Annotated in this window: 25 protein-coding genes; 24 read left to right on the top strand and 1 reads right to left on the bottom strand. The window is 73.4% G+C overall.

The window, feature by feature from the left end:
• The first annotated feature begins 109 nt into the window (after window positions 1-109).
• The 24 genes from E4P38_RS01450 to holA all read left to right on the top strand — a co-directional run bounded on the left by E4P38_RS01450 (window position 110) and on the right by holA (window position 26024).
• Window positions 110-1465 carry a folylpolyglutamate synthase/dihydrofolate synthase family protein gene (locus tag E4P38_RS01450; RefSeq protein WP_135129926.1) on the top strand — a complete coding sequence of 452 codons (1356 nt, stop codon included), beginning with the start codon at window positions 110-112 and terminating at the stop codon, window positions 1463-1465.
• A complete protein-coding gene (locus E4P38_RS01445) occupies window positions 1462-1827 on the top strand; it encodes a DUF4233 domain-containing protein (protein ID WP_135129925.1) in 366 nt (121 codons plus the stop codon). Before E4P38_RS01450 ends, E4P38_RS01445 begins: the two co-directional genes overlap by 4 nt.
• A gap of 137 nt (window positions 1828-1964) precedes the next feature.
• On the top strand, window positions 1965-3203 hold the full coding sequence (locus E4P38_RS01440) for an NADH:flavin oxidoreductase/NADH oxidase (RefSeq protein ID WP_135129924.1): 1239 nt from the start codon (window positions 1965-1967) through the stop codon (window positions 3201-3203).
• 66 nt (window positions 3204-3269) lie between these two features.
• Window positions 3270-3680, top strand: a complete 411-nt coding sequence (gene ndk, locus E4P38_RS01435) for a nucleoside-diphosphate kinase (protein WP_135129923.1) — start codon at window positions 3270-3272, stop codon at window positions 3678-3680.
• A gap of 7 nt (window positions 3681-3687) precedes the next feature.
• Window positions 3688-4026: a hypothetical protein gene (locus E4P38_RS01430; RefSeq protein WP_135129922.1), complete on the top strand. Its 339-nt coding sequence runs from the start codon at window positions 3688-3690 to the stop codon at window positions 4024-4026.
• A 24-nt stretch (window positions 4027-4050) separates the two neighbouring features.
• Window positions 4051-5973: a TIGR03960 family B12-binding radical SAM protein gene (locus tag E4P38_RS01425; protein WP_135129921.1), complete on the top strand. Its 1923-nt coding sequence runs from the start codon at window positions 4051-4053 to the stop codon at window positions 5971-5973.
• Window positions 5973-6740 carry a TIGR03936 family radical SAM-associated protein gene (locus E4P38_RS01420; protein ID WP_135129920.1) on the top strand — a complete coding sequence of 256 codons (768 nt, stop codon included), beginning with the start codon at window positions 5973-5975 and terminating at the stop codon, window positions 6738-6740. The genes E4P38_RS01425 and E4P38_RS01420 overlap by 1 nt, the downstream gene beginning before the upstream one ends.
• Window positions 6741-7048: 308 nt before the next feature.
• Window positions 7049-10030: an Rne/Rng family ribonuclease gene (locus E4P38_RS23725; protein WP_280791035.1), complete on the top strand. Its 2982-nt coding sequence runs from the start codon at window positions 7049-7051 to the stop codon at window positions 10028-10030.
• Window positions 10031-10231: 201 nt separating this feature from the next.
• On the top strand, window positions 10232-10543 hold the full coding sequence (gene rplU / locus E4P38_RS01410) for a 50S ribosomal protein L21 (RefSeq protein WP_135129918.1): 312 nt from the start codon (window positions 10232-10234) through the stop codon (window positions 10541-10543).
• A gap of 7 nt (window positions 10544-10550) precedes the next feature.
• Window positions 10551-10805 carry a 50S ribosomal protein L27 gene (rpmA, locus tag E4P38_RS01405; protein ID WP_135129917.1) on the top strand — a complete coding sequence of 85 codons (255 nt, stop codon included), beginning with the start codon at window positions 10551-10553 and terminating at the stop codon, window positions 10803-10805.
• A gap of 135 nt (window positions 10806-10940) precedes the next feature.
• Window positions 10941-12455, top strand: a complete 1515-nt coding sequence (gene obgE / locus E4P38_RS01400) for a GTPase ObgE (protein ID WP_135129916.1) — start codon at window positions 10941-10943, stop codon at window positions 12453-12455.
• Window positions 12452-13579 (top strand): glutamate 5-kinase, encoded by a 1128-nt coding sequence (gene proB, locus E4P38_RS01395; RefSeq protein WP_245160722.1) that lies wholly within the window; start codon window positions 12452-12454, stop codon window positions 13577-13579. Before obgE ends, proB begins: the two co-directional genes overlap by 4 nt.
• Before the next feature lie 13 nt (window positions 13580-13592).
• The gene (def, locus tag E4P38_RS01390; protein WP_135129915.1) at window positions 13593-14075 is read left to right on the top strand and encodes a peptide deformylase; all 483 of its coding nucleotides are present in this window, start codon (window positions 13593-13595) and stop codon (window positions 14073-14075) included.
• A 1-nt stretch (window position 14076) separates the two neighbouring features.
• The gene (locus E4P38_RS01385) at window positions 14077-14667 is read left to right on the top strand and encodes a GNAT family protein (protein ID WP_135129914.1); all 591 of its coding nucleotides are present in this window, start codon (window positions 14077-14079) and stop codon (window positions 14665-14667) included.
• A gap of 34 nt (window positions 14668-14701) precedes the next feature.
• On the top strand, window positions 14702-15955 hold the full coding sequence (locus E4P38_RS01380) for a glutamate-5-semialdehyde dehydrogenase (protein WP_209308869.1): 1254 nt from the start codon (window positions 14702-14704) through the stop codon (window positions 15953-15955).
• 34 nt (window positions 15956-15989) lie between these two features.
• Window positions 15990-16877: a MoxR family ATPase gene (locus E4P38_RS01375; protein ID WP_135129913.1), complete on the top strand. Its 888-nt coding sequence runs from the start codon at window positions 15990-15992 to the stop codon at window positions 16875-16877.
• The gene (locus tag E4P38_RS01370) at window positions 16877-18316 is read left to right on the top strand and encodes a VWA domain-containing protein (protein ID WP_135129912.1); all 1440 of its coding nucleotides are present in this window, start codon (window positions 16877-16879) and stop codon (window positions 18314-18316) included. The genes E4P38_RS01375 and E4P38_RS01370 overlap by 1 nt, the downstream gene beginning before the upstream one ends.
• A 375-nt stretch (window positions 18317-18691) precedes the next feature.
• Complete coding sequence (gene nadD / locus E4P38_RS01365) at window positions 18692-19399, top strand: nicotinate-nucleotide adenylyltransferase (protein ID WP_245160721.1); 708 nt, start codon at window positions 18692-18694, stop codon at window positions 19397-19399.
• Window positions 19396-19872, top strand: coding sequence for a ribosome silencing factor (gene rsfS / locus E4P38_RS01360; RefSeq protein ID WP_135129911.1), 477 nt, complete (start codon window positions 19396-19398; stop codon window positions 19870-19872). Before nadD ends, rsfS begins: the two co-directional genes overlap by 4 nt.
• Complete coding sequence (locus E4P38_RS01355; protein WP_135129910.1) at window positions 19869-20609, top strand: histidine phosphatase family protein; 741 nt, start codon at window positions 19869-19871, stop codon at window positions 20607-20609. The genes rsfS and E4P38_RS01355 overlap by 4 nt, the downstream gene beginning before the upstream one ends.
• 79 nt (window positions 20610-20688) lie before the next feature.
• Window positions 20689-21579 (top strand): DegV family protein, encoded by an 891-nt coding sequence (locus E4P38_RS01350; RefSeq protein ID WP_135129909.1) that lies wholly within the window; start codon window positions 20689-20691, stop codon window positions 21577-21579.
• 141 nt (window positions 21580-21720) lie between these two features.
• Window positions 21721-22566, top strand: coding sequence for a ComEA family DNA-binding protein (locus E4P38_RS01345; RefSeq protein ID WP_135129908.1), 846 nt, complete (start codon window positions 21721-21723; stop codon window positions 22564-22566).
• The gene (locus E4P38_RS01340; RefSeq protein WP_135129907.1) at window positions 22563-25010 is read left to right on the top strand and encodes a ComEC/Rec2 family competence protein; all 2448 of its coding nucleotides are present in this window, start codon (window positions 22563-22565) and stop codon (window positions 25008-25010) included. The genes E4P38_RS01345 and E4P38_RS01340 overlap by 4 nt, the downstream gene beginning before the upstream one ends.
• A gap of 12 nt (window positions 25011-25022) precedes the next feature.
• The gene (holA, locus tag E4P38_RS01335) at window positions 25023-26024 is read left to right on the top strand and encodes a DNA polymerase III subunit delta (protein ID WP_245160720.1); all 1002 of its coding nucleotides are present in this window, start codon (window positions 25023-25025) and stop codon (window positions 26022-26024) included.
• Between the two features lie 149 nt (window positions 26025-26173).
• Here the strand turns inward: holA and rpsT are convergent, their stop codons facing one another.
• Window positions 26174-26434, bottom strand: coding sequence for a 30S ribosomal protein S20 (rpsT, locus tag E4P38_RS01330; RefSeq protein WP_135129906.1), 261 nt, complete (start codon window positions 26432-26434; stop codon window positions 26174-26176).
• Window positions 26435-26471 lie beyond the last annotated feature (37 nt).

Here is a 26471-nt window from a genome sequence, read left to right as displayed (position 1 = left end):
GCCTCATCCTAGGAACCCGTCGACTGGCGACAGCCCCGGGAGCATCGAGCGAGGAACGAGGGAGGAGCGGACCGGGGCGCGGAGGTTCAGGCCTGGCATCCTGAGCAGGATGAACAGCAGCAGTACCGGTGACATGGCCCGGGTCGAGAAGGAGCTGCTGGCGCGCTGGCCGGAGAGCCGGCTGGAGCCGTCGCTGACCCGCATCACGGCGCTGGTCGACCTGCTGGGATCGCCGCACCGCGCGATGCCCGTCGTCCAGGTCGCGGGCACCAACGGCAAGACGACGACGGCACGGATGATCGACGAGCTGCTGCGCGGGTTCGGCCTGCGGGTGGGCCGGTTCACCAGCCCGCACCTGCAGTCGATCCGCGAGCGGATCGTGCTGGACGGCGAGCCGGTGAGCGCCGAGCGCTTCGTCGTGACCTACGACGACATCGCGCCCTACGTGCAGATGGTCGACGCGGGCAGCGGCGTCCCGATGAGCTTCTTCGAGGTCATGGTCGGCATGGCCTACGCCCTCTTCGCCGACGCGCCGGTCGACGTCGCCGTGATCGAGGTCGGCATGGGCGGCACCTGGGACGCCACCAACGTGGCCGACGCGCGGGTCGCCGTCGTCACGCCGGTGGCGCTGGACCACGCCGAGTACCTCGGTCCGGACGTCGCCACGATCGCCGGTGAGAAGGCCGGGATCATCAAGGCCGACGCGATCGCCGTCCTGGCGCACCAGGAGCCGGGCGCGCTCGACACCCTGGTCCGGCGGGCGGTCGAGGTGGACGCCGTCGTGGCCCGCGAGGGCACCGAGTTCGGCGTGCTGGAGCGGCGGGTCGCCGTCGGCGGTCAGCAGGTGCGGCTGCAGGGGCTGGGCGGGGAGTACGAGGAGATCTTCCTGCCGCTGTTCGGTGCCCATCAGGCGCAGAACGCGGTGACCGCGCTGGCCGCGGTCGAGGCGTTCCTGGGCGCGGGTGCCGCGACGGGCCCGATCGAGCAGGAGACCGTCCGCGCCGCCTTCGCCGCGGTGCGCTCGCCGGGCCGACTGGAGCGCGTGCGCACGTCACCCACGGTGCTCGTCGACGCCGCCCACAACCCGGCCGGCATGGCGGCGACGGTCGACGCGATCAAGGAGTCCTTCGACTTCACCCGGCTGATCGGGGTCGTCGGCTGCGTGACCGGCAAGGACGTCTCCGGGATGCTCGCGGCGCTCGAGGACGTCTGCGCGGAGCTGGTCGTCACCCAGAACAGCTCGCCGCGGGCCATGCCCGCCGACGAGCTCGGCGCGCTCGCGGTCGACATCTTCGGCGCCGACCGGGTCAGCGTCTCGCCCCAGCTGGGTGAGGCGATCGCGGAGGCGATCGAGCTGGCCGAGGCCGGCACGGACAACGCGCTCGGCGGCTCGGGCGTGCTCGTGACCGGCAGCGTGATCACGGCGGGGGAGGCCCGCACCCTGATGGCCGGACGGCGCTCGTGACGGCGCCCGATCCGGTGCGCGCCGGGCGCGCACTGGGGGGCGCCGCAGCCGGCATCCTGGTGCTCTCCGGGCTGGCCACGCTGTTCGTCCCGCGCGGGATCGCGCAGAGCGGTGACGGGCTGACCGGCGGCCGGCTCACGTACCTCCTGGTGCTGGCCCTCCTGCTCATCCTGGCCGCCGGGGTGCAGCGCCGTCCGTACGGCGTGGTCGTCGGGACCGTGCTGCAGGTGCCGTTGCTGCTGACCGGTCTGTTCGACGGCGTGATGTGGCTGGTGGCGGGCGCGTTCGTGCTGATCTGGCTCTATCTGCTGCAGGTGCGCAAGGAGCTGCTGGGCTCACCGTTCCGGGCTCCGTCAGGCTGACGTTTCCGCGGCATCACCCGAGCTCGGGGCCGGCGGTGAGCGGAACGGAACGAGAAGTCAGCGACAGCGAAATTCGCGCTCCTCATCCGCGACGTTCACTGCAGGGACCCACCTGCTCACGCCCCCGGGAGAAGCCCATGTCACACCTGTTCAGCGAGTTCACCCTGAAGGGCGTCACCCTGCGCAACCGCATCGGGATGAGCCCGATGACGATGTACCGGTCGACCGACGGGCGCCTGGACGACTACCACCTGATGTACCTCGGGGCGCGGGCGGCCGGCGGCTTCGGCCTCGTCTTCCCCGAGCAGATCGCGATCGTCCCGGAGGGCCGCACCAGCGTCCATTGCGCCGGCATCTACGACGACGCCCAGGTCGAGGGCCATGCCCGCGTGACCTCGATGATCAAGAAGATGGGCGGCGTCGCCGGCATCCAGCTCGGGCACACCGGCCGCAACGGGAGCGAGGAGCCGCCGTGGGCGGGCTGGGGCCAGATCGCCCCCGACCAGCCGACGGGCTGGCAGGTCGTCGGGCCCTCGAACATCCCCTACGGCGCTCCGAAGCGTCCGTACCCCGTGCACCCGATGACCGTCGACGAGATCAAGGCGGTGCACCAGAGCTACGCCGACGCCGCCGTCCGCGCTGCCGAAGCCGGATACGAGTGGCTGGAGATGCACTTCGCCCACGGCTACCTCGGCTCCAGCTTCTTCTCGCCGCTGGCCAACCAGCGCCACGACGAGTACGGCGGGAGCCTCGAGAACCGCGCCCGCTTCCTGCTCGAGGCCCTGGACGCCGTGCGCGCCGTGTGGCCCGAGCACCTGCCGCTGACCATGCGGCTGGGCTCCGACGACTTCCACCCGCAGGGCACCCAGTTCGAGGAGTCCGTCACGGCGATCGGCTGGATGAAGGACCACGGCCTCGACCTCGCCGACGTCAGCTTCGGCGGCAACACCGACGACATGGTCGACCCGTTCTGGAACGACGTCAGCGCCTGGGTGGCCAAGGCCGGCCGGATCAAGCGTGAGGTCGGGATCCCCGTGGCAACGAGCTGGAACCTCGGCGTCCCGCAGAACGCCGACGCCGCGGTCCGGTCGGGCGATGTCGACGTCGTCCTGCTCGGCCGCCCCGCGCTACCCAACCCGCACTGGCCGGTCTGGGCCGCCCGCGAGCTCGACCACCCCAGCCCGTTCGGCCTGGTCCCCAGCGACTGGGCGTGGTGGCTGGAGAACTTCCGCGGCCACGGCCCGAGCATCGGCTGGCCGGCGACCGACGCGGAGACGGAGGTCGCCGCGTTCGAGGCCGACCTGTCCGAGCCGGAGCCGAACGTGGTCGCCGCCGGCGACGTCCCGGTGCCCATGACCGAAGGCGCCTCCCGCTGATCGCGAGGACGGGTCCGGCGCTCCCGCCGGACCCGTCCGATCCGCGCCCCCGTAGGCTCCGGCGCCGTGACCGAACGCACTCTCGTCCTCGTCAAGCCCGACGGCGTCGCCCGTGGACTCGTCGGCGAGGTGATCACCCGGCTGGAGCGCAAGGGCCTTCGCCTCGTGGCCGCTGAGCTCCGCACGCTGACCGCCGAGGTGGCCGAGACCCACTACGCCGAGCACAGCGAGCGGCCGTTCTTCGGCTCGCTGGTCGAGTTCATCACCAGCGGCCCGCTGATGGCCCTGGTCGTCGAGGGCCCGCGCGCGATCGAGGCGTTCCGCGCCCTCGCCGGCGCCACCGACCCGGTGAAGGCCGCCCCCGGCACCATCCGCGGCGACTTCGCCCTCGAGGTGCAGAACAACATCGTCCACGGCTCGGACTCGCCCGAGTCCGCCGCGCGCGAGATCGGCCTGTTCTTCCCCGACCTGGGCTGAGGCCCCCGTGATACGTCGCGTCGTCCTCCCGCTCCAGGAGTGGCGGGAGCTCGGCGTCCGGGGACGGCGCGAGGTCCGGCGTGCCACGCGCCGAGGGCATCGACACCCGGACCCGTACGTCGCCGACCTGGCGCGGGCCTGGGCGAGGGAGACGCTCCGTATCCACGGTCGTCCGTCGTCCGTGCGGGAGCGGGCCGGGGGAGGGGTCCTCGGTGTCGGCGTGCTGGCGGTCTTCGGCAGCCTCTTCGGTCCGGAGGGCGTCGGTGCCTCGCTGGGAGGGGCCGGCGCCGAGCGTCGCCTGGCCCGGCGCATTCTCGCGGTGTCGACGGGGAACGGCGGCTCCTGAGGCGGCGGCTACCCTGGACCGGTCATGACTGGTGAGACTCTCTATCCCCGCCTCGAGCCCCTGCTGGCTCAGATCCAGAAGCCGATCCAGTACGTCGGCGGTGAGCTGAACGCGCAGGTCAAGCCGTGGGACGGCGCCGCCGTCCACTGGGCGCTGATGTATCCCGACGCCTATGAGGTGGGGCTCCCCAACCAGGGCCTCATGATCCTCTACGAGGTCCTCAACGAGCGGCCGGACGCCCTGGCCGAGCGCACCTACGCCGTCTGGCCCGACCTGGCCGCTCTCATGCGCGAGAACGGCGTCCCGCAGTTCACCGTCGACGGGCACCGATCGGTCGCCGACTTCGACCTGCTGGGCGTCAGCTTCGCCACCGAGCTCGGCTACACGAACCTGCTCGAGGCCCTCGACCTCGCCGGCGTCCCGCTGCACGCGGTGGACCGCGACGAGTCGCACCCGGTCGTCGTCGCCGGCGGGCACGCCGCGTTCAACCCGGAGCCGGTCTCCGACTTCGTCGACTGCGCCGTCCTCGGGGACGGCGAGCAGGTCGTCGGCGACATCACCGACGTCGTCCGCGCGTGGAAGGAGCAGGGCAGGCCCGGCGGCCGCGTCGAGCTGCTGTCCCGCCTGGCCCGCGTCGACGGCGTCTACGTCCCGCGCTTCTACGCGGTCTCCTACGGGCCCGATGGCACCATCGCGGCGGTCCAGCGCACCCGGGACGACGTCCCCGCGCGGATCGGCAAGCGCACCGTCATGGACCTCGACGAGTGGCCGTACCCGAAGACCCCGATCGTCCCGCTCGCCGAGAGCGTCCACGAGCGGATGAGCGTCGAGATCTTCCGCGGCTGCACCCGCGGCTGCCGCTTCTGCCAGGCCGGGATGATCACCCGTCCGGTGCGCGAGCGGACGATCACCGGCATCGGCTCGATGGTCGAGCAGGGCCTCAAGGCGACCGGCTACGAGGAGGTCGGGCTCCTCAGCCTCTCCAGCGCCGACCACTCCGAGATCGGCCAGCTGGCCAAGGAGCTCGCCGACCGCTACGAGGGCACCAACACCAGCCTCAGCCTGCCCAGCACCCGGGTCGACGCCTTCAACGTCACCCTGGCCAACGAGCTGTCCCGCAACGGACGGCGCAGCGGCCTGACCTTCGCCCCCGAGGGCGGCAGCGAGCGGATCCGCCGGGTGATCAACAAGACGGTGTCCAAGGAGGACCTCGTCCGCACGGTGACGACGGCGTACGCCAACGGCTGGCGCCAGGTGAAGCTCTACTTCATGTGCGGTCTGCCCACCGAGACCGACGAGGACGTCCTGGAGATCGCCGACCTGGCCGTCGAGGTGATCAAGGCCGGCCGCGAGGCCAGCGGGCAGAAGGACATCCGCTGCACGGTGTCGATCGGCGGTTTCGTGCCCAAGCCGCACACACCGTTCCAGTGGGCGGCCCAGGCCAGCGCCGAGACGATCGACCACCGGCTGCGGCTCCTGCGGCAGAAGATCAACGAGGACCGCCGCATCGGCCGCTCGATCGGCATCCGCTACCACGACGGCAAGCCCGGCGTGATCGAAGGACTGCTGTCCCGGGGCGACCGCCGCGTCGGCCGGGTCATCGAGCGGGTCTGGCGCGAGGGCGGCAAGTTCGACGGCTGGAGCGAGCACTTCTCCTTCGACCGCTGGACGACGGCGGCCGCCGAGGAGCTCGCCCCCTTCGGCGTGGACCTCGACTGGTTCACCACCCGCGAGCGCACGGAGCACGAGGTCCTGCCCTGGGACCACCTGGACTCCGGCCTGGACAAGGAGTTCCTCTGGGACGACTGGCAGGAGGCGCTCAACGAGGAGGAGGTCGCCGACTGCCGGTGGACCCCCTGCTACGACTGCGGCGTCTGCCCGACGATGGGCACCGAGATCCAGATCGGCCCCACCGGGCGCAGTCTGATCCCGCTCACCGTCGTCTGATGGCCCGTCAGCCCGAGGGTCCGCCCCCGCCGCCGACCGTCCAGAAGCTGCGCATCCGCTACGCGAAGCGGGGCCGGCTGCGGTTCGCCTCGCACCGCGACCTGGCGCGCACGCTCGAGCGGGCCCTGCGCCGGGCCTCGGTGCCGATGGCGTTCTCGGCCGGCTTCAGCCCCCACCCCAAGATCTCCTACCTCGGCGCCGCTCCCACCGGTGCGGCGAGCGAGGCGGAGTACCTCGAGATCGGCCTCTCCGTCCGGTGCGACCCCGAGGCCGTGCGGGCCGCTCTGGACGCTGCGCTGCCCGAGGACGTCGCCGTCCTGGACTGCGTCGAGGCGAGGGAGGGGACCGGCTCGCTCGCCGACCGGATCGACACCTCGGTCTGGCGGGTCGAGCTGCCCGGGGTCACCCTCGCCGAGCTGCAGCCCGCTGTCGCGGCGTTCCTGGCGGCCGACGAGGTCACGGTCGCGAAGCGCACCAAGAACGGCCTGAAGGACATCGATGCACGCGAGGCGGTGACCAGCGCGTCGGCGGCCGAAGGAACTGGTTGTGCCATACTGCACATGGTCGTCCGGCAGCTGACGCCCGCTGTACGACCAGACGACGTGTTGGCTGCTCTGGCTGCCGTCGCCGACCTGCACCCGCCGTTGCCCGCCCGGGCCGTGCGTGAGGCGCAGGGCCGGCTAGACGACAGCGGAACCGTGGCCGATCCGCTCGGTCCGGACCGCACGGCGCGCATCCTCCATCGCGAGGAGCACGCGGCGATCTGACCGGTGGATCCCCGGGGCCGCACGACGCCAGCGGCACGGCTGCCAGACGTGACGCACCCCGACCGGCCCGAACCCGGGCCCGGCCACTGAGACCACCGCACGACCGACAGACCAGCACGGCATCACCGCACCACCAGCAGTCCGGTCACCGCCGCGGCAACCACCGCGCGATGGCCGGTTCCAGACTTCCGCAGGACGAGCCACAACCGCCGTACCCCGCGCGGCGGCCCGTCCCGCCCAACCCGTGCTCCTGCGCGGCCGCCAGTCATCCGATCGGCGCCCGGGAGTGCATGAGGAGACGAGCCCTCGTGGCCGATACCGAGAACACCAGCACCGACACCACCGATCAGGCCCGCCCAGACGACGAGGTGATCGAAGCCCCTGCCGTGTCGGAGGACTCCGCGGTCCCCGCGGACCCGGGCGACCCGGCCGATCCGGCGGACCCCGCCGATCCGGCGGACCCCGCGGACCCGGCCGATCCCGCGGACCCGGCCGGTCCCGCGGACCCGGCCGATCCGGCGGATCCGGCAGATCCGGCGGATCCGGCCGACTCTGCAGAGGCCACCCTCGAGGAGAGCCCCGGCGATCCCGAGCCGGAGCTGCCGCGCTTCGCTGCACCGTTCAGCTCTCCGGAGCCGACCGCGGTGGTCGCCCGCCCGCGCCGCCGCGCCACCCGCTCGGTGATCGCCGCCGACCCCGACTCCGTCGAGGCTCCCGCCCCGGCGCCGGCGGTGCCCGCCTTCATCAGCTTCGTCGCGCCGTCGGAGACCGACGCCCCGCCGCCGCGCCGGCGCAGCCGCAAGGCCGCCGAGGCGCCGGCTGCCGAGGTCGCCGAGGAGCCGGCCGCCGCGGCCGACACCGACACCGAGGACGCCGCTCCTCCCCGCCGGAGCCGCTCCCGCCGGCGCACGGCCGAGCCGGTCGAGGTCGTCGAGACCGTCGACGCGGTCGAGGACACCGACGTCGAGGACGTGACCGACGAGCAGGACGACGCCGAGGACCGCGACGAGGGCGGCACGGGCAGCCGGCGCCGTCGTCGTGGACGTCGCGGACGTGGCCGTGGCCGCACCGGCGAGGACGCCGTCGAGGGTGACGAGGACGAGGCCGGCGAGGTCGAGTCCGACGACGAGGACGAGACGGCCGAGGACGGCGGCGAGGCCGACACCGACGAGGTCGAGGGCGAGGGCGGCTCGAGCACGCGTCGCCGCCGTCGCCGCCGGCGTCGCAGCGGCACCGGTGGCGGCGAGGACCGCGTCGAGGAGTCCGACGACGACGACCGTCCCGAGCGGGCCGGGCGCAACGGTCGGACCACCAGCGACGACGACGTGCGCGGTGTCGCCGGCTCCACCCGTCTCGAGGCCAAGCGCCAGCGCCGCCGCGACGGCCGGGACACCGGACGCCGCCGCGCGCCGATCCTGACCGAGAGCGAGTTCCTCGCCCGCCGCGAGGCGGTCGACCGCAAGATGGTCATCCGCCAGCGCGGCGAGCGCACGCAGATCGCCGTCCTCGAGGACGACGTCCTGGTCGAGCACTACGTGACCCAGGCTCAGGCGACCTCGTTCGCCGGCAACGTGTACCTCGGCCGCGTGCAGAACGTGCTGCCGAGCATGGAGGCGGCGTTCGTCGACATCGGCAAGGGGCGCAACGCCGTCCTCTACGCCGGTGAGGTCAACTGGGACGCCGCGGGCCTCTCGGGCAAGCAGCGCTCCATCGAGACGGCGCTGAAGTCCGGCGACAAGGTGCTGGTGCAGGTCACCAAGGACCCGATCGGACACAAGGGCGCCCGCCTCACCCAGCAGATCAACCTGCCCGGCCGCTTCCTGGTCTACGTGCCCGGCGGCTCGATGACGGGCATCAGCCGGAAGCTCCCCGACACCGAGCGCACCCGCCTCAAGGACATCCTCAAGAAGATCGTCCCCGAGGACGCCGGCGTCATCATTCGGACCGCCGCGGAGGGGGCCTCGGAGGAGGAGCTCACCCGCGACGTCAACCGGTTGACCGCGCAGTGGGACGTCATCCAGAAGAAGGCCGAGTCGACGTCGAACGCGCCGACGCTGCTCTACGGCGAGCCCGACCTCGCGATCCGGGTCATCCGCGACGTCTTCAACGAGGACTTCAAGGGGCTCGTCGTCCAGGGCGACGACGCCTGGGACACCGTCGAGGCCTACGTCGCGCACGTCTCCCCGGAGTTGACCGGCCGGCTGTCGCGCTACACCGGCGAGGGCGACGTCTTCCACGACCTGCGCATCGACGAGCAGCTGATGAAGGCCCTCGACCGCAAGGTGTGGCTGCCCTCGGGTGGCTCGCTGGTGATCGACCGCACCGAGGCGATGACCGTCGTCGACGTCAACACCGGCAAGTTCGTCGGCTCGGGCGGCAACCTCGAGCAGACCGTCACGCGCAACAACATGGAGGCCGCGGAGGAGATCGTCCGCCAGCTCCGGCTGCGCGACATCGGCGGCATCATCGTCATCGACTTCATCGACATGGTGCTCGAGAGCAATCGCGACCTCGTGCTGCGGCGGCTCACCGAGTGCCTGGGCCGCGACCGCACCAAGCACCAGGTCGCCGAGGTCACCTCGCTCGGTCTGGTCCAGATGACCCGCAAGCGGGTCGGTCAGGGCCTGCTCGAGGTCTTCTCCGAGCCGTGCGAGCACTGCCGTGGCCGGGGCGTGATCGTCTCGGTCGACCCGGTCGACGAGAAGCGCCGCAGCGGTAGCGGCAACGGTGGTGGCAACGGCGGCGGCGGGAACGGCGGCAGCCCCAACCGTCGTGGCGGCCCGCGGGACGTCAAGGAGGCGGGGAGCAGGGACGCCGGGAGCAAAGACGCCGACGAGGCCCCGGCCGAGGAGACCGCTGCCGCCGAGCCGGTCGCCGGCGACGGCGAGCCCGCCGACGGCACCCGCACGGGGAGCCGCCGCAACCGCGGCCGGCGCAACCGGGGCCAGTCCGGTGAGGACCGCGCGGCGGAGGACGCCGCCGTCCTCGCGGGCGTCCAGACCGACGTCGAGCCCGACACCGAGGAACTCGGCGCGACCGAGCCCGCGACCGAGGCCGAGCCCGCTGTCGAGCCTGCCCCCGCCCCTGAGCCGGTTGCTTCCGGCGACGGAGCGGTCGAGGAGGCGCCGGCGGTGAGCAACGCCGTCGAGATCGTCCCCGCCCTCGCGGAGACGGTGCCCTCGGTGGACGGGCAGCCGACGGACGACAGCGAGCCGGCCGAGGCTGCGGCCCCGGCCCGACCCCGGCGTCGCCGGGCCGCCAGCCGACCGGCCGGACCGCCCGTCTCCTGAGACAGACCCCCTCCCCGAACCAGGAGGGGCCGACCAGCCCGTGTCGACCGGCCGTGCGCCGCTCGGGTACGCTGGCCGGGTTGCACCGCCACCGCGCGGGGGCCTTCGGGTGCCGCCGGGTCAGGCGTCCGCAGCCCGTCCAGCACCCGGCGATCGCTCGGTCTGCGCGCGAGACAAGAAGAAGCGAACGAGGAGTCAGTGGTGTACGCAGTGGTGAAGGCCGGTGGCAGCCAGCACAAGGTGGCCGTGGGCGACACGTTCACGATCAACCGCCTGCAGGGCGCGGCGGGCGACAGCGTCGCCCTCCCGGCGATCCTGCTGGTCGACGGCGACACCGTCACCAGCGACGCAGCGGCCCTGGCCAAGGTGACCGTGACCGGTGAGATCGTCGAGCACGGCAAGGGCCCGAAGATCCACATCCACAAGTTCAAGAACAAGACCGGCTACCACAAGCGGCAGGGGCACCGTCAGCCCCTGACCAGCGTCGTGGTCCGCGACATCTCGAAGGGCTGACGCCGACATGGCACACAAGAAGGGCGCCTCGTCGTCCCGCAACGGTCGCGACTCCAACGCTCAGCGCCTCGGCGTGAAGCGCTTCGGCGGTCAGGTCGTCAAGGCGGGCGAGATCATCGTGCGTCAGCGCGGGACCCACTTCCACCCGGGTCTCGGCGTCGGTCGCGGCAGCGACGACACGCTGTTCGCGCTCGAGCCGGGTTCGGTCACGTTCGGCACGCGACGGGGACGCAAGACGATCTCCATCACCGCCGTCGAGTGAAAGGACCCCGTCCTCCCCACCCTTCGCAAGCTAGGGGCGGTGCCCGGGACGGGGCCACAAACAACGTTCCGTCGACGAGCGCACGGGCCCTGGGCCCGTGCGCTCGCGGCGCTTAGCAGGTAGGGGGCGGCGGAGATGGCCGCTTTCGTCGATAGAGTGACCGTGCACGTGGCCGCCGGCAACGGCGGACACGGCGTGTCCTCGGTGCACCGCGAGAAGTTCAAGCCGCTCGGCGGCCCCGACGGGGGCAACGGCGGCGACGGGGGCGACATCGTCCTCGAGGTCGATCCCAGCGTGCACACGCTGCTGGACTTCCACCACCGCCCGCACCAGAAGGCCGGCAACGGCCAGCCCGGCGAGGGCAGCAACCGGCACGGTGCCCGCGGCGAGGAGAAGGTCCTGCGCGTGCCCGCCGGCACCGTGGTCAGCACCCCCGACGGGCGGGTCATCGCCGACCTCGTCGGAGCGGGCACCCGCGTGGTGCTCGCCAAGGGCGGCAAGGGCGGGCTCGGCAACGCCGCGCTGGCCAACTCCCGCCGCAAGGCACCCGGCTTCGCTCTCCTCGGTGAGGAGGGCGAGTCCTTCGACGCCGTCATCGAGCTCAAGAGCATCGCCGACGTCGGCCTCGTGGGGTTCCCCTCGGCGGGCAAGTCCTCGCTGGTCGCCGCGATGTCCGCGGCCCGGCCGAAGATCGCCGACTACCCGTTCACCACGCTGGTGCCCAACCTCGGCGTGATCCGCTCGGGCGACACGACCTACACGATGGCCGACGTCCCGGGCCTGATCCCGGGCGCGTCCACCGGCAAGGGCCTGGGGGTGCAGTTCCTCCGGCACGTCGAGCGCTGCGCCGTCCTGGTGCACGTCGTCGACATGGCCACCATGGAGCCCGGCCGCGATCCCGAGAGCGACATCGAGGCCCTCGAGCACGAACTGGCCGAGTACGGCGGCGAGGAGCTCGACCTGGTCGGCCGGCTGCGGATCGCCGTCCTGAACAAGATCGACGTCCCGGACGCGCGGGAGCTCGTCGACCTGGTGCGCGCCTCGCTGGAGAAGCGTGGCCTCGACGTCTACGCGGTGAGCGCGGCGACCGGTGAGGGGCTGACCGAGTTCGGCTACGCCCTGGCCGCAGCCGTCGAGGCGCACCGCGCGAGCCTGCCCGCGATGGAGCCGGCCCGGGTCACCATCGTGCCCCGGTCGGTGGACGACACCGGCTTCACGGTCGAGCGCGACCCGGAGTGGGAGGGTTCGGGAGACGACAGAGCGTTCGTCGTGCACGGCGTCCGGCCCGAGCGATGGGTCCGGCAGACCGACTTCACCAACGACGAGGCGGTCGGCTTCCTCGCCGACCGGCTCAACCGGCTCGGTGTCGAGGAGCAGCTGGCCAAGGCCGGTGCCGTCGAGGGCGACGCGGTCACCATCGGCGGCGTCACCTTCGACTGGGTGCCGACCCTGCCGGCCGGGACGCTCACCGTCGAGGAGTCCGCAGGCCTCGGCGGTCGCGGCACCGACAGCCGGATCGACGCGCCGCACCGGGTGCGCGCGGAGGAGCGGCTGGCCGCCAAGAAGGCCCGGCGGGTGCCCTACGAGCTCAGCGAGGAGTTCTGGACCGACGACGATCTGCCGCCGGACCTGCTGGACGAAGAGTCGTGACGCCCGCTGCCCGCCCCACCATCGCCGGGGCCCGGCGGGTCGTGGTCAAGGTCGGCTCGTCCTCGTTGACGACACTGCCCGGCGGGCTGGACGCCGCTCGGCTGTCGGCGCTGGTCGACGTCCTGGGCGCCGTCCGCGCCGCCGGCCGTGAGGTCGTCCTCGTCTCCTCCGGCGCGATCGCGGCCGGCCTCGCCCCCCTGGGGGTCACCGGCCGACCGCGCGACCTGGCCACCGCGCAGGCGGCGGCCAGCGTCGGCCAGCTGCGGCTGGTGCAGACCTACTCCGACGCCTTCGCCCGGCACGGGATCACCGTCGGCCAGGTGCTGCTGACCGCCGACGACCTCACCCGCCGGAGCCACTACCGCAACGCCCATCAGACGGTCGAGCGGCTGCTGGCCCTCGGCGCGCTGCCGATCGTCAACGAGAACGACACGGTCGCCACCGAGGAGATCCGGTTCGGCGACAACGACCGCCTCGCCGCCCTCGTCGCCCACGTCGCGCAGGCCGACCTGCTCGTGCTGCTGTCCGACGTCGACGGTGTGTACGACGGCGACCCACGGTCCGGGCCCGCCCAGTTGATCGACACCGTCTCCGACGCCGCCGAGCTCGCCGGGGTGACCCTCGGCTCGGCCAAGCGCAACGGCGTCGGCACCGGCGGCATGGCGACCAAGGTCGAGGCCGCCCTCATCGCGGCGCACGCCGGTGTGCCGGTCGTGGTCACCTCGACGGCGCAGGCGGCGGCCGCGCTGGCCGGCGAGCAGGTCGGCACCTTGTTCACCCCGATGGGCCGCCGTCCCGGCGCCCGCCAGTTCTGGCTGCGGTACGCGAGCCGCCCGCGGGGAAGGCTGATCCTCGACGCGGGCGCGGTCCGCGCCGTCCTGGAGCGGCACGCCTCGCTGCTGGCGGCCGGGATCACCGGCGTCTCCGGCGACTTCCTGGCCGACGACCCGGTAGAGCTCGTGGGGCCCGACGGTGTCGTCGTCGCCCGTGGGCTGGTCGCCTACGACGCCCGGGAGCTTCCCGCGCTGCTCGGTTGCAAGACCGGAGACCTCGCCCCGGAGTACCGCCGCGAGGTGGTGCACCGCGACGAGATGGTGCTGGTCGGGCGCCGAACCGTCTCCTGAGAGACTGCGCGGCGTGACGATCCGTCCCATCCGCGAACTCGGCGACCCGGTGCTGCGCACCCCCTCCGACGAGGTGAAGGCCTTCGACGGCTGGCTGGCCGCCCTCGTCCGTGACCTGGTGGAGACCGTCGACCACCCCGGCCGGGCCGGGCTCGCGGCTCCGCAGATCGGCGTGAGCGCGCGGGTCTTCTCCTACAACATCGACGGCGTCATCGGCCACATGGTGAACCCGGTGGTCGTCGAGCTGTCCGAGGAGGTCCAGGACGGCGACGAGGGCTGCCTGTCGGTGCCCGGCATCTGGGCGCCCACCGTGCGGGCGCAGCACGCGGTGGTCGAGGGCTTCGACGTCGACGGGAAGCCCCTGCGGCTGGAGGGCGACGGGCTGATGGCGCGCTGCCTGCAGCACGAGGTCGACCACCTCGACGGCAAGGTGTTCCTCGACCGGCTCACCGGCGAGGCACGCAAGTCCGCGCTGCGGGCGCTGCGGGCACGCTGACGTGGCCTTCCTGGAACCGGTGACGCTGGCCGGCGACGTCGTCACCCTCGAGCCCCTGCACCCCGACCACCACGACGAACTGGTGTCAGCCGCCTCGGACGGGCGCCTCTGGGAACTCTGGTACACCTCGGTGCCCTCGCCGCAGACGATGGCTGCCGACATCGACGCCCGGCTGGCCATGCAGGCGGCCGGGAGCATGCTGCCGTTCGTCGTCCGCCGGGCCGGCGACGGGAAGGTGGTCGGTGCCACGACCTACTGCAATGCGGAGGCCACGGTGCCGCGGGTCGAGATCGGCTACACGTGGACCGCCGCCTCCGCCCAGCGCACCGGCGTCAACGCCGCGAGCAAGCTGCTGCTGCTCACCCATGCCTTCGAGGTGCTCGGCTGCCGGGCGGTCGAGTTCCGCACGCACTGGCACAACCAGCAGTCGCGCGCCGCGATCACCCGGCTGGGCGCCAAGCAGGACGGCGTGCTGCGCAACCACCGGCGGATGCCGGACGGCTCGCTGCGCGACACCGTCGTGTTCTCGATCGTCGACTCCGAGTGGCCCGCCGTCCGCAACGGGCTCCGGCACCGGCTCGCTCGCTCATGACCGTCTCCCGGCGCTCCCGCGTACCCTCGCGACCGTGTCCGACGCCGTCGACCTGCCGCTGATCGGTGCCGCCGCGCTGCGTGCGCGGGCGGCCGCCCGGGTGCTGCGCACCCTCCCGACCGACGTCAAGGACGCCGCTCTCGCGGCCATGGCCGACGCGCTGGTGGAGCGAACGGACGAGGTGCTCGCGGCCAACGCCGTGGACGTCGACGCCGCCGCCGCTGCGGGCACACCCGAGTCGGTCCTCGACCGGCTCCGCCTCGACGCCGTCCGGGTGGCCGGGGTCGCAGGTGCCCTGCGTGAGCTGATCGCCCTGCCCGACCCGGTCGGCGACGTCGTCCGCGGATCGCGCCTGCCCAACGGGCTGCAGCTGCGCCAGGTGCGGGTGCCTCTCGGCGTGGTCGGCATCGTCTACGAGGCCCGTCCGAACGTGACCGTGGACGCCGCCGGGCTCTGCCTCAAGAGCGGCAACGCGGCGCTGCTGCGCGGCTCGGCGTCGGCGTTCGGCACCAACACCGCGCTGGTCGCCGTCCTGACCGAGGCAGGCACCAAGGCGGGGCTCCCGGAGGGCTTCGTCGAGCTGCTGCCCGCCGACCGGGCATCCGTCGGCGAGCTGCTGAACGCCCGCGGCAGGGTCGACGTGGTCATCCCGCGGGGTGGCGCGTCCCTGATCGAGCGCGTCGTGCGCGAATCCACGGTGCCGGTGATCGAGACCGGCGTCGGCAACTGCCACGTGTACGTGGACGCGTCGGCCGACCCGGCGATGGCCGAGGCGATCGTGCTGAACTCCAAGACCCACCGGGTGAGCGTCTGCAACTCCGCCGAGACGCTGCTCGTGCACCGCGACGTCCCGTTCCTGCCGCGCCTGCTGGCGGCGCTCGCCGACGCGGGGGTCACGTTGCACGGGGACGACGCTGCCCAGGCTGCGCACGACGCCGTCGTCCCGGCGACCGACGAGGACTGGGCGACCGAGTACCTGTCGATGGACATGGCCGTGCGGGTGGTCGACGACCTGCCCGCCGCCGTGCACCACATCGCGCGCTGGGGGAGCGGCCACAGCGAGGCGATCGTGTCCGACTCCGCTGCCGCCATCGCCGACTTCACGGCCGGGGTGGACGCCGCCGCCGTGCTGGTCAACGCCTCGACCCGCTTCACCGACGGGGGCGAGTTCGGCTTCGGCGCCGAGATCGGGATCTCTACCCAGAAGCTGCACGCCCGCGGCCCGCTGGGCCTGCCGGAGCTGACCTCCACCACCTATGTCGTGACCGGCAACGGCCACACGCGGTAGGTCCACCCACCCCACCGCCCCCACGAGGAGTTCGATGCCCCGCCCCCCGACGCAGTTCCCGCAGTTCTCCTCGGTCGCCGACGTCAGCAAGCGCTTGTCGACGGCGGGGTACCTGCCGGACGCGCAGATCGCGACGACGGTCTTCCTCGCCGACCGGCTGGGCAAGCCGCTGCTCGTCGAGGGCCCGGCCGGCACCGGCAAGACCGAGCTGGCGAAGGCGCTGGCCACCGCGACGGGCTCGGAGCTGATCCGGCTGCAGTGCTACGAGGGCCTGGACGAGGCGCGGGCGCTGTACGAGTGGAACTACAAGAAGCAGCTGCTGCGCATCCAGGCGTCGCAGGGCACCGACGGCGCCGACTGGAACACCGTCCACGACGACATCTTCGGTGAGGAGTTCCTGCTCTCCCGGCCGCTGCTGACCGCCATCCGGCGCACCGAGCCGACGGTGCTGCTCATCGACGAGACCGACAAGGCCGACGTCGAGGTCGAGGGGCTGCTGCTGGAGGTGCTGTCGGACTTCCAGGTGACCATTCCCGAGCTCGGCACCATCGCCGCCACCCGACGGCCGATGGTCGTGCTCACCTCCAACGCCACGCGCGAGCTGTCCGAGGCGCTCAAGCGCCGCTGCCTGTACCTGGCGCTGGACTACCCGAGCGCGGAGCGGGAGCGGGAGATCGTGCTGTCCCGGGTGCCCGACCTGGCGCCCGGGCTGGCCGACCAGCTGGTGCGCACGGTCCGGGCGCTGCGGGCACTGGAGCTGAAGAAGTCGCCGTCGATCTCGGAGACGCTGGACTGGGCGCAGACGCTGCTCGAGCTCGGCCTGGACACCCTCGACGAGTCGGTGATGCGCTCGACGCTCGGCGTGGTGCTCAAGCACGCCAGCGACCAGGAGCGCGCCGCGGCCGAGCTGCGGCTGAACTGATGGACGCCGGGGCCGCGACCACCGCCGAGCCGGGTGGGCTGGCCGGGCACCTGGACGGCTTCGTGCGCGCCGTCCGGGGGGCCGGGATCCCGGTGGGCATCAGCCAGGCCGTCGACGCGGCCGAGATCCTGACCGTCGTCGACCTGCTCGAACGCGAGCAGCTGCGGCACGGCCTGGCCGCGGTGCTGCTGCAGCGGGCGGCCCAGCGGCCGACCTACGACGTCCTGTTCGACCTGTGGTGGCCGCTGTCGGACCGGCCCCGGACGTCGGCGGACGCCGGGGACGACGGGAACGCGGACGGCGAGCCGGGGGAGTCGACCCTGGACGTGCCGGGGCTCGACGACGCGGAGCTGTCGGAGCTGATGCGCGCGCAGCTGCTGAAGCTCCTCATGGACGGCGACGAGGAGGCCCTGCGCCGGTTCGCGCGGATGGCCGTGGACCGGCTCGGGCGGGGCCAGCCCTCGCCGTCGGGCCAGTCGTTCTTCAGCTACCGGGTGCTGCGGGCCCTGTCGCCGGACACCCTCATCTCCCAGCTGCTGGCCGGACTGCTGAACGAGGGTGACCGGGGCGGACTGGCCGAGCAGGTGGCCCGGCATACCGTGCGCGAGCGGCTGGCCGCGTTCCGGGCCGCGATCGAGGCCGAGGTCCGGCGGCGGACAGCGGCGGAGAAGGGCCGCGACAAGGTCGCCAAGAACGCCATCCGCCCGCTGGCCGACCAGGTGGACTTCCTGCGGGCGCAGTCCAGCGACCTCGCCGAGCTGCGCCGGGCGGTCGCCCCGCTGGCCCGCCGGCTCGCCGTCCGGCTGTCCGCCCGGCGGCGGCTGGGACGTGAGGGCCGGCTGGACTTCCGCAAGACCGTGCGGGCCTCGCTCGCCACCGGCGGCGTCCCCGTCGTGACCCACCACCGGCCGCGGAAGGTGCACAAGCCCGAGTTGGTCGTCCTCTGCGACGTCAGCGGTTCGGTGGCCGGGTTCAGCCACTTCACCCTGATGCTGACGCAGGCGCTGCGCGAGCACTTCACCGGCGTGCGGGCGTTCGCGTTCGTGGACACGACCGACGAGGTCACCCGCTTCTTCCGGCCGGGCGCCGACGTGGTGGACGCCGTGGCGCGGATCGGACGGGAGGCCGACGTCGTCGGCTTCGACGGGCACAGCGACTACGGAACAGCCTTCGAGGTGTTCGCCGACCGCTGGGCGTCGGCGGTGGGGCCGAAGACGTCGCTGCTCGTCCTCGGTGACGGACGGACCAACTACCGGCCGCCCGGCATGCCGGTGCTGGCTGACCTGGTGCGGCGGTCCCGCACGGCGCACTGGCTCAACCCGGAGCCGCGGCGGCTGTGGGGGAGCGGTGACTCCAACGCCGACCGCTACGGCGAGGTGATCGACATGGTCGAGTGCCGCAACGCCGCTCAGCTGTCGGAGTTCGTCACGACCCTCTGAGAAACACCCCCTGCCCTCCACCGCTCGCGGCAGGGGCCGGTCCGCTTGTCGACGGGGCTGCTTGTCGACGCGGCTACAAGTCGACTGCTGCCGTGCGTCCGAGCGATGGTCCCGGCCGTGTGTCGACGCCCACAACCGGTTTCGGCCGGGGCCGTAACCCAATCGCAGCTCAGCCGTTTATCAGCGCGGTGCCGACGTCGTCCACGGCCCGGCACCGTCCATCCGCAACGTCGCGGCTGGAATGCGACCGGCTTGCACGGGGGAGCCGGTCGCGGCGGTCCGCCGGGCACCGGCCTCCGGGTCGGTGCCCGCGGGTTCGCCGGCCAGGGCTGGTCCTCTGGGGCCGTCTCCCGTGGCCCCGGATAGGCTCGTTCGGTGGCAGGTGGCCGAGTCGGGATCATGGGTGGAACGTTCGACCCCATCCACCATGGCCACCTCGTCGCTGCCAGCGAGGTCGCGGGACTGTTCGGACTGGACGAGGTCGTGTTCGTGCCGACCGGTGAGCCGTGGCAGAAGACCGAGCGCGAGGTCAGCCCGCCGGAGGACCGCTACCTCATGACGGTCATCGCGACGGCCTCCAATCCGCGGTTCACGGTGAGCCGGGTGGACGTCGACCGCGGTGGTCCCACGTACACGATCGACACCCTGAACGACCTGCGGAAGCTGCGACCGGACGCGGAGTTGTTCTTCATCACCGGCGCCGACGCACTGGCCCAGATCGTGAGCTGGCGCGACAACCAGCAGCTGTTCGACCTGGCGCACTTCATCGGCGTGACGCGCCCCGGCTTCCACCTCGCCGACGCGCACCTGCCCGAGGGCGTGGTAAGCCTGGTCGAGGTTCCCGCGCTGGCGATCAGCTCGACCGACTGCCGGGAACGCGTGGGCAGGGGGATGCCGGTCTGGTACCTCGTCCCCGACGGCGTGGTGCAGTACATCGAGAAGCGCGGCCTCTACCGCGGGGAGCCGCGCCGGCTCGTGCCCGGCGGCCGCGAGGCCGCCCCGGGCACTCCCGGTTCCTCCCCGGGCGACGGGCAACCGCCGCCCTCCACTCCCGACACCCACTACCAGGAGGTACCCCGATGACCGCCTCGGCCGAGGCGCGGGACACCGCGCTACTCGCCGCTCAGGCGGCTGCGGACAAGCTCGCCACCGATGTCTCCATCGTCGACGTCAGCGATCGGCTGGCGATCACCGACGCGTTCGTCCTCGCCTCGGCGCCCAACGAGCGCCAGGTGCAGTCGATCGTGGACGCCGTCGAGGAGCGCCTGCGCGAGCACGGCATCAAGCCGGTGCGCCGCGAGGGCGTCGCCGAGTCGCGCTGGGTGCTGCTGGACTTCATCGATGTCGTCGTGCACGTCCAGCACGCGGAGGAGCGGGCCTACTACGCCCTCGAGCGGCTGTGGAAGGACTGCCCGACCATTCCGTTCACCGACCGCGCCGTGCAGGAGCGGACCGCGACCGGCACCCCGTCGGCGGACGACGGCAGTGGCGCCGCGCAGCCGGTCCCCACGTCGGCTGACGGTGCCGCCTCCGGTGGGGACACGACCGGCCGGTGAGTTCCGCGCTCCCCGTGCTGCCGGTCCCGCGGCTGGTGCTCTGGCGGCACGGCCGCACGGAGTGGAACGCCACCGGTCGCTTCCAGGGCCAGCTCGACCCCCCGCTCGACGAGGTCGGCCGGAACCAGGCGGGCCTCGCTGCTCCGCAACTCCTGGCCGGCGGGCTGCCCCCGGAGGAGACCGTGGTGGTCTCCAGCGACCTCAGCCGGGCGGCCGACACCGCCGCGACGCTCATCGCACTGCTCGGTGGGCCGCTCCGGCTGGACGCCCGGCTCCGTGAGCACGGGATGGGCTCCTGGGAGGGGCTCACGCGTGACGAGGTGGCCGAGCGATACCCCGATCAGTTCGCCGACTGGATGGCGGGCCGCCCCGTCCGGGGGCGCGGCGGGGAGGACCCCGCCGAGGTCGCCGAACGGGCGGTCGCGGCGCTGGCCGATCTCCCGCCCGCGCGAGCGGCTGTCGTCGTCACCCATGGCGGCACCGCCGGTCGGCTCATGGAGCGGTTGCTCGAGATCGACTTCGATCATCGTCGGGTGCTCGGCCCGCTGGGCAACTGCGCGTGGAGCGAGCTCGTCCTGCAGGGCGACCGCTGGCGGCTCGTCCGGCACAACAGTTCTGTGCCCCCGTCGCCCGGCAGCAGCACCGAGGGAGTGGCCCGGCGCGGGGCGGCGCCCGCTCCGCCGTCCCCGCCCAGCGGTGACGAGCCGCCGGTGACCGACGCCGACGCGATGCGCTGAACCCGACGCCACTGACGGTCGGCGGATCCGTGCCGTGCGCCCGCGCTGGAGCGGGCAGCCAGCGGGCTAGCCTCGCCGGGTGTCCGTAGCCGTCGTCACCGATTCGACGGCATACCTGCCCGCCGAGCTCATCGAGGGATACGGCATCCACGTTGTGCCCCTCTACGTCGTCCTGCCCGGCCGCTCCGGGCGCGAGGGCTTCGACATCGGACCCGAGGACGTCGCTCGCACCCTGGCCGTCCGTGGCCAGACGGTGTCCACGTCCCGGCCGACCCCCGGTGATTTCGTCGCCGCGTACCGGCACGCGCTCGCGTCGGGCGCCGATCGGATCGTCTCCATCCATCTCTCGGCCGAGCTGTCGAGCACCTCGGACGCTGCGCGACTGGCAGCGTCGCAGGTCGGCGAGCACATCGTGACCGTCGTCGACTCCCGGTCCGCGGCCATGGGATGCGGCTTCGCGGTCCTCGCCGCGGCCCGTTCCGCCGCGGCCGGCGCCGACGCCGAGGAGGTCGCCCGGACCGCCCGGCGGACCGCCGCGGAGACGACCACGTACTTCGTCGTCGACACCCTCGAGCACCTGCGCCAGGGCGGCCGGATCGGGGCGGCTGCTGCCGTCCTCGGGTCTGCGTTGGCAGTCAAACCCGTCCTGCACGTGAAGGACGGGCGGGTGGTCCCGCTGGAGAAGGTCCGCACGTCCGCCCGCGCGCTCAACCGACTCGTCCAGCGGGCGGTGGAGGCCGCTGGTGAGGGGCCCGTCTCGGTCGCGGTGCACCACCTCGCCGCCGGCGAACGGGCCGAGCGGCTGGCCGCGGAACTGCGGGAGCGGCTGCCCGCCCTGCGGGAACTGCACGTCAGCGAGCTCGGCGCGGCGATCGGCGCCCACGTCGGACCCGGCGCGGTCGGCGTCGTCATCGCTCCGTTCTGGCAGGAGCCGGACGACGAGCAGGACGGCCGGACAGCGGCCGAGTGAGCAGGCGATCGAGCGGAGCATGGGCGACACGCTGCCGCTGAAAGCCCCTTCGGTGCCTCCCGCCGTCCACAGACAGCGGTCGGATCCACAGATGATTCCGGCGGCCACCACTCAGGGAGCAGCCTCCCTAGCGTCCGACCGGTGCGCCTTCCCTCCCGCCGCGGCGACGACGCCGATGTCATCCGCGCTCGCCTCCGGGCCCTGCTCGAGGACCGCGATCGGGCCCGCGGCTGGGTGCCGGACGACGACCCTTTCGACGACCCCGATGCCGAGGGTTGGGAGGACCGGACAGCCACCGTCCCGGTGGACGAGCTGGTGTCCGACGACGGAGTCCCCGCGGGACTCGGGCGCCACCGTGCCCCGGATCGCACCGCCCGCTGGGATCCCGGACGGCTGGGCGCCCGTTCCCTGTGGGCCGCCGGGGTCGTCGCGGCGCTGCTGCTGATCGGCTGGACCTGGCTGCACCGTCCCTCGGTCGAGCCCGCTCCGGTGCTCCCCGCCGGGAGTGCGGCTCTGACGACCGGTCCCGCCCAGTCGCCGGTGGGCGAGGTCGCCGAGACGTCCGCCGTGGTGGTCGTGTCGGTGGTGGGGACCGTGGCGCGGCCGGGGTTGGTCACGCTGCCGTCCGGAGCGCGCGTGGCCGAGGCGGTCGAGGCGGCCGGAGGGCTGCTGCCCGACGCCGATCCGGCGTCGGTCAACCTCGCGGCCGTGGTCTCCGACGGCCAGCAGATCGTGGTCGGCGTCCCAGGAGGCGCGGTGGACGTAACGGACCCCGCCGGGTCCGCGGCTGCGCCTGCAGGCCCGGTGAACCTCAACACGGCCGGCGTGGCCGAGCTCGACGCCCTGCCCGGCGTGGGGCCCGTGCTGGCGCAACGCATCGTGGACCACCGGAAACAGAGCCCGTTCACCAGCGTCGACGAACTGGACGACGTGCCGGGCATCGGTCCGGCCCGCGCCGCGGAATTGGCCGACCTGGTGACCGTGTGAGCTCCGCTGCCGTCCGGTACCGGCACCGGTCGGGGTCCCGGTGGACCTGGGTCGACCTTCGCCTCGTTCCCGCTGCCCTGACGGTGTGGGTCGGATGTCTCCTGGCGCCCTACCTGTCGCCTGGCGCGCTCACCGCGAGTGCCGGGGGTGCGGTCGCGGTCGGAGTGGCCATCGCCACCACGCGGCGGTCCGGAGCCGTCGCCGCCGTCGTCCTGGGCATCCTCGCCGCGCTCGCGGTCACCGCGGCGACGGCCGCGGTGCGTGGGGCTGCGCGGGAGGCCTCGCCCCTGAGGGCGGTCGCCGAGGCGGGTCGCACGGTGACCGCCGTTCTTCACCTGGACAGCGCTCCCCACCGGTTGGCCGGCGCCGGAGAACCACGGGTGATCGCCGACGCCACGGTCACCGGGCTGATGGAGGCGCAGCGCACCCATCGCCTCGACGACCGCGTGCTGCTGTTCGCGGCGGGCGCGGGGTGGGGCGACCTGCTCCCCGGCCAGGGGGTCCGGGCCCGCCTGGGCGTATCGCTGCCCCGGGCCGGGGACAATGTCGTCGCTGTCGTCTCCGCCCGGGGACCGCCCGCGCCGGTCGCCTCGGCGGGCGCTGTGCAGCGAGTAGCCGGATCCCTCCGCGATGGGCTCGCTGCCTCAGCGGCCCGGGTACTCGATCCGCCGGCGGCCGGACTGCTGCCGGGCCTGGTCGTCGGCGACACCCGGGCCATGGACCCGGTGCTCAGCGAGGACTTCCGGCGGGCCGGCCTGACGCATCTCACTGCCGTATCCGGCGCGAACGTCGCCATCGTGCTCACCGGTCTGCTCTGGCCGCTGCGGCGTCGCGCCGTGCGCCGACGGGTGCAGGCCGTCGTCGCGGGGCTCGGGCTCGTGGGGTTCGTCGTCCTCGCCGGCCCCAGTCCCAGCGTCGTCCGCGCGGCCGCCATGGGAGCGGTCACCCTGCTCGCGCTCGCCTCGGGGCGATCGAGGGCGGCGATCCCTGCCCTGGGCGCCGCCGTCTGCGTGCTGCTGCTCCACGATCCTGGCCTCGCCCGCGACGCCGGCTTCGCCCTGTCGGTCGTGGCCACCGCCGCGATCGTCCTGCTGGCGCCGGGCTGGTCGCGTCGGCTCCGCGAGCGGGGCTGGCCACGGCTCCTCGCCGATGCCCTGACGGTCAGCGCCGCGGCGGGCCTGGCGACGGCCCCGATCGTCGCCGGTCTCTCCGGCACGGTCAGCCTGGTCTCCCTGCCGGCCAACCTGCTCGCTGCCCCAGCGGTCGCGCCGGCCACGGTCGTCGGCCTCCTCGCCGTGGTCGTGAGCGTTCCCGTCCCTCCGCTGGCCGATGTACTCGTCTGGCTCGCGGGATGGCCGGTCCGCTGGCTGGTGCTGGTGGCCGAGCGTGCGGCGGCGGTGCCGGACGCGGCGACGGGGTGGCCTGCCGGGAGCAGGGGCGCCGTGGTCCTGGCCGTCCTGCTCCTCGGCGGCACCTGGTGCCTCTGGCGGTTCCCACGGCTGCGCCTGCTGGCGCTGGCGGCCGTGGTCGGACTCGTCGTGCTCGGCTGGCCGCTCCGGCAGACGGTGCGGGGCTGGCCGCCGCAGGACACGGTGGCCGTCGCCTGCGACGTCGGGCAGGGCGACGCGCTCGTGCTGCCGGCCGGACCCGGGGCAGGGGTCCTCGTCGACAGCGGCCCCGAGGTCGGGGCGGTCGACCGATGCCTGGACCGGTTGGGCATCGACTCGCTGCCGCTGGTGCTGCTGTCCCACCTGGACGCCGACCATGTGGGTGGCCTGGCCGGCGCCCTGACCGGCCGCGACGTCGGTGTGGTCGCGACCGCGACGTTGTCGGCGACCGACGACCGGGCCGCCGCCCTCGACCGGCTCGTCCAGCGGGAAGCCGGCGAGCGAGCTGTTCTCGTGCCAGGGGACCGGCGCACGGTGGACGGCGTCGCGATCGAGGTGCTGGCGCCGGACCCGGCGCGGGCCACGGCCTCGGCGGCACCCAACGACCTCTCGATGGTGGCCCGGGTGACCGTGCGCGGCGTGCGCATCCTGCTGACCGGCGATCTCGGAGCCGAGGCGGAGTCACGGATCGTGTCGAGCGGGATCGACCTTCGGGCCGACGTGCTGAAGGTGCCGCACCACGGCAGCGCCGACGCCGATCCGGCGTTCCTTGCCGCCAGCGGAGCCCGCGTCGCCCTCGTCTCGGTGGGTGCGGACAACACGTACGGCCATCCCACCGCGCGGACGCTCACCGCGCTCGTGCGGGACGGGATGCGCGTGCACCGGACCGACCGGGAGGGCGACCTGGCTGTCGTGGGGTCAGCCCGGTCCTGGGGTGTGGCTGTCCGCGGGGGGCCGTCGGTCGCGGCGGCGGAGCGCCTGCAGACGGGGACCACGCCCGCGCCGGCGGCCACCCGAGCCCCCCGTCGTCGCGGTCGGAGTGTCGTGCCCCCGTGACACCATGGCGGTGTGTCGGCGACCCCCGTGGAACCCACCTCGCACCTCCGGGTGGTGATGGGGGAGGAGGAGTTGCTGCGCGCCCGAGCGGTCTCCGCGGTCCGGGCCGCCGTCTTCGCCCGCCACGAGGACGCCGAGGAGCACGAGCTCGCCGCCGCGGGCCTGCCGATCGGCCAGCTGGCCGACGTGCTGGCGCCATCGCTGTTCGGCGGGCACCGGCTGGTCGTCGTCACCGGGGTCCAGGAGTGTGCCGGTGCGCTGGCAGACGCGCTGGTCAGCTACACCAAGGATCCTGACCCGGATCTCACGCTGGTGATCGTCCACTTCGGGGGCAAGCGCAACGAGGCCCTGGTCAAGTCCTTCCGGTCGGCGGGCGCGGCGCTCGACGAGTGCCCCAAGGTCACCTCGGTCGGCGACCGCATCGGCTTCGTCCGCAACGAGGTCCGCCAGGCCGGCGGCCGGATCACCGCCGACGCGGCCAGTGCGCTGGTCGACGCCGTCGGTGCGGACCTGCGCCAGCTCTCCGCCGCGGCGAGCCAGCTGGTCTCCGACTTCGGCGGGAACGTCGACGCCGAGGCCGTGGCCCGCTTCCACCACGGCCAGGCCGAGGTCACCGGCTTCACCGTCGCCGAGCGGGTGCTCGTGGGGGACCGGGCCGGCTCGATCGAGATGCTGCGCTGGGCGCTGCAGCGCGGCGTGGCGCACGTGCTGATCGCCGACGCCATCGCCGACGGCGTCCGTACCGCCGCCCGGGTCGCATCGCTCAGTTCCACCAACCCCGGCGAGCTCGCCCGGATCCTCAAGCTGCCGCCGTGGAAGGTGAAGAAGGCCCAGGCGCAGTCACGAGGCTGGAGCATCGACGGGCTGCAGCAGGCGATCGGCGTGGCCGCCGAGCTCAACGCCGACGTCAAGGGTGCCGCGGCCAGCGCGGACTACGCGCTGGAGCGTGCGGTCCGCCGGATCGTCACGATCCGCGCCGAGACGGGCCGCGGACGGGCATCCGCCGGGCGCTGACCCCCTGCGCTGGAGCCCGGGCGCCTGGTCCCGGGACTACCCAGAACGCGGAACGAGCCCCGTCCCGCGAGGGGAGGGGCTCGTTCGGCACCACACGTTGGGTGCCGCGTCCGGGACGCGGCGTGCCGGCCTCAGTGGCCGGCTCAGCCTCAGAGGCTGGCGACCTGCTTGGCCATGCCCGACTTGCGGTTGGCGGCCTGGTTCTTGTGGATGACGCCCTTGCTGGCGGCCTTGTCGAGGGCCTTGCTGGCGGCCTCGAGAGCGGCCGTCGCGGCAGCGGCGTCCCCGGAGTCGGCGGCGGTGCGGAAGCGCCGGACCGTCGTCTTCAGGGCAGAGCGCACCGCGACGTTGCGCTGGCGCGCCTTCTCGTTGGTGCGGATCCGCTTGATCTGGGACTTGATGTTCGCCACGCGTGAGCCTCGGTGTCTCGCAGGAGGGAGTACTTCT

It is taken from the genome of Blastococcus sp. CT_GayMR16, assembly GCF_004570875.1.
GTDB lineage: Bacteria > Actinomycetota > Actinomycetes > Mycobacteriales > Geodermatophilaceae > Blastococcus_B.
This window is presented reverse-complemented; position numbering and strand designations above follow the sequence as displayed.

Bases quoted from the DNA above. Each gene is read 5' to 3' on its own strand.
- E4P38_RS01450 (WP_135129926.1), top strand. From the start codon at position 110: ATGAACAGCAGCAGTACCGGTGACATGGCCCGGGTCGAGAAGGAGCTG.
- E4P38_RS01440 (WP_135129924.1), top strand. From the start codon at position 1,965: ATGTCACACCTGTTCAGCGAGTTCACCCTGAAGGGCGTCACCCTGCGC.
- E4P38_RS01425 (WP_135129921.1), top strand. From the start codon at position 4,051: ATGACTGGTGAGACTCTCTATCCCCGCCTCGAGCCCCTGCTGGCTCAG.
- E4P38_RS01420 (WP_135129920.1), top strand. From the start codon at position 5,973: ATGGCCCGTCAGCCCGAGGGTCCGCCCCCGCCGCCGACCGTCCAGAAG.
- rpmA (WP_135129917.1), top strand. From the start codon at position 10,551: ATGGCACACAAGAAGGGCGCCTCGTCGTCCCGCAACGGTCGCGACTCC.
- obgE (WP_135129916.1), top strand. From the start codon at position 10,941: ATGGCCGCTTTCGTCGATAGAGTGACCGTGCACGTGGCCGCCGGCAAC.
- E4P38_RS01375 (WP_135129913.1), top strand. From the start codon at position 15,990: ATGCCCCGCCCCCCGACGCAGTTCCCGCAGTTCTCCTCGGTCGCCGAC.
- E4P38_RS01370 (WP_135129912.1), top strand. From the start codon at position 16,877: ATGGACGCCGGGGCCGCGACCACCGCCGAGCCGGGTGGGCTGGCCGGG.
- rsfS (WP_135129911.1), top strand. From the start codon at position 19,396: ATGACCGCCTCGGCCGAGGCGCGGGACACCGCGCTACTCGCCGCTCAG.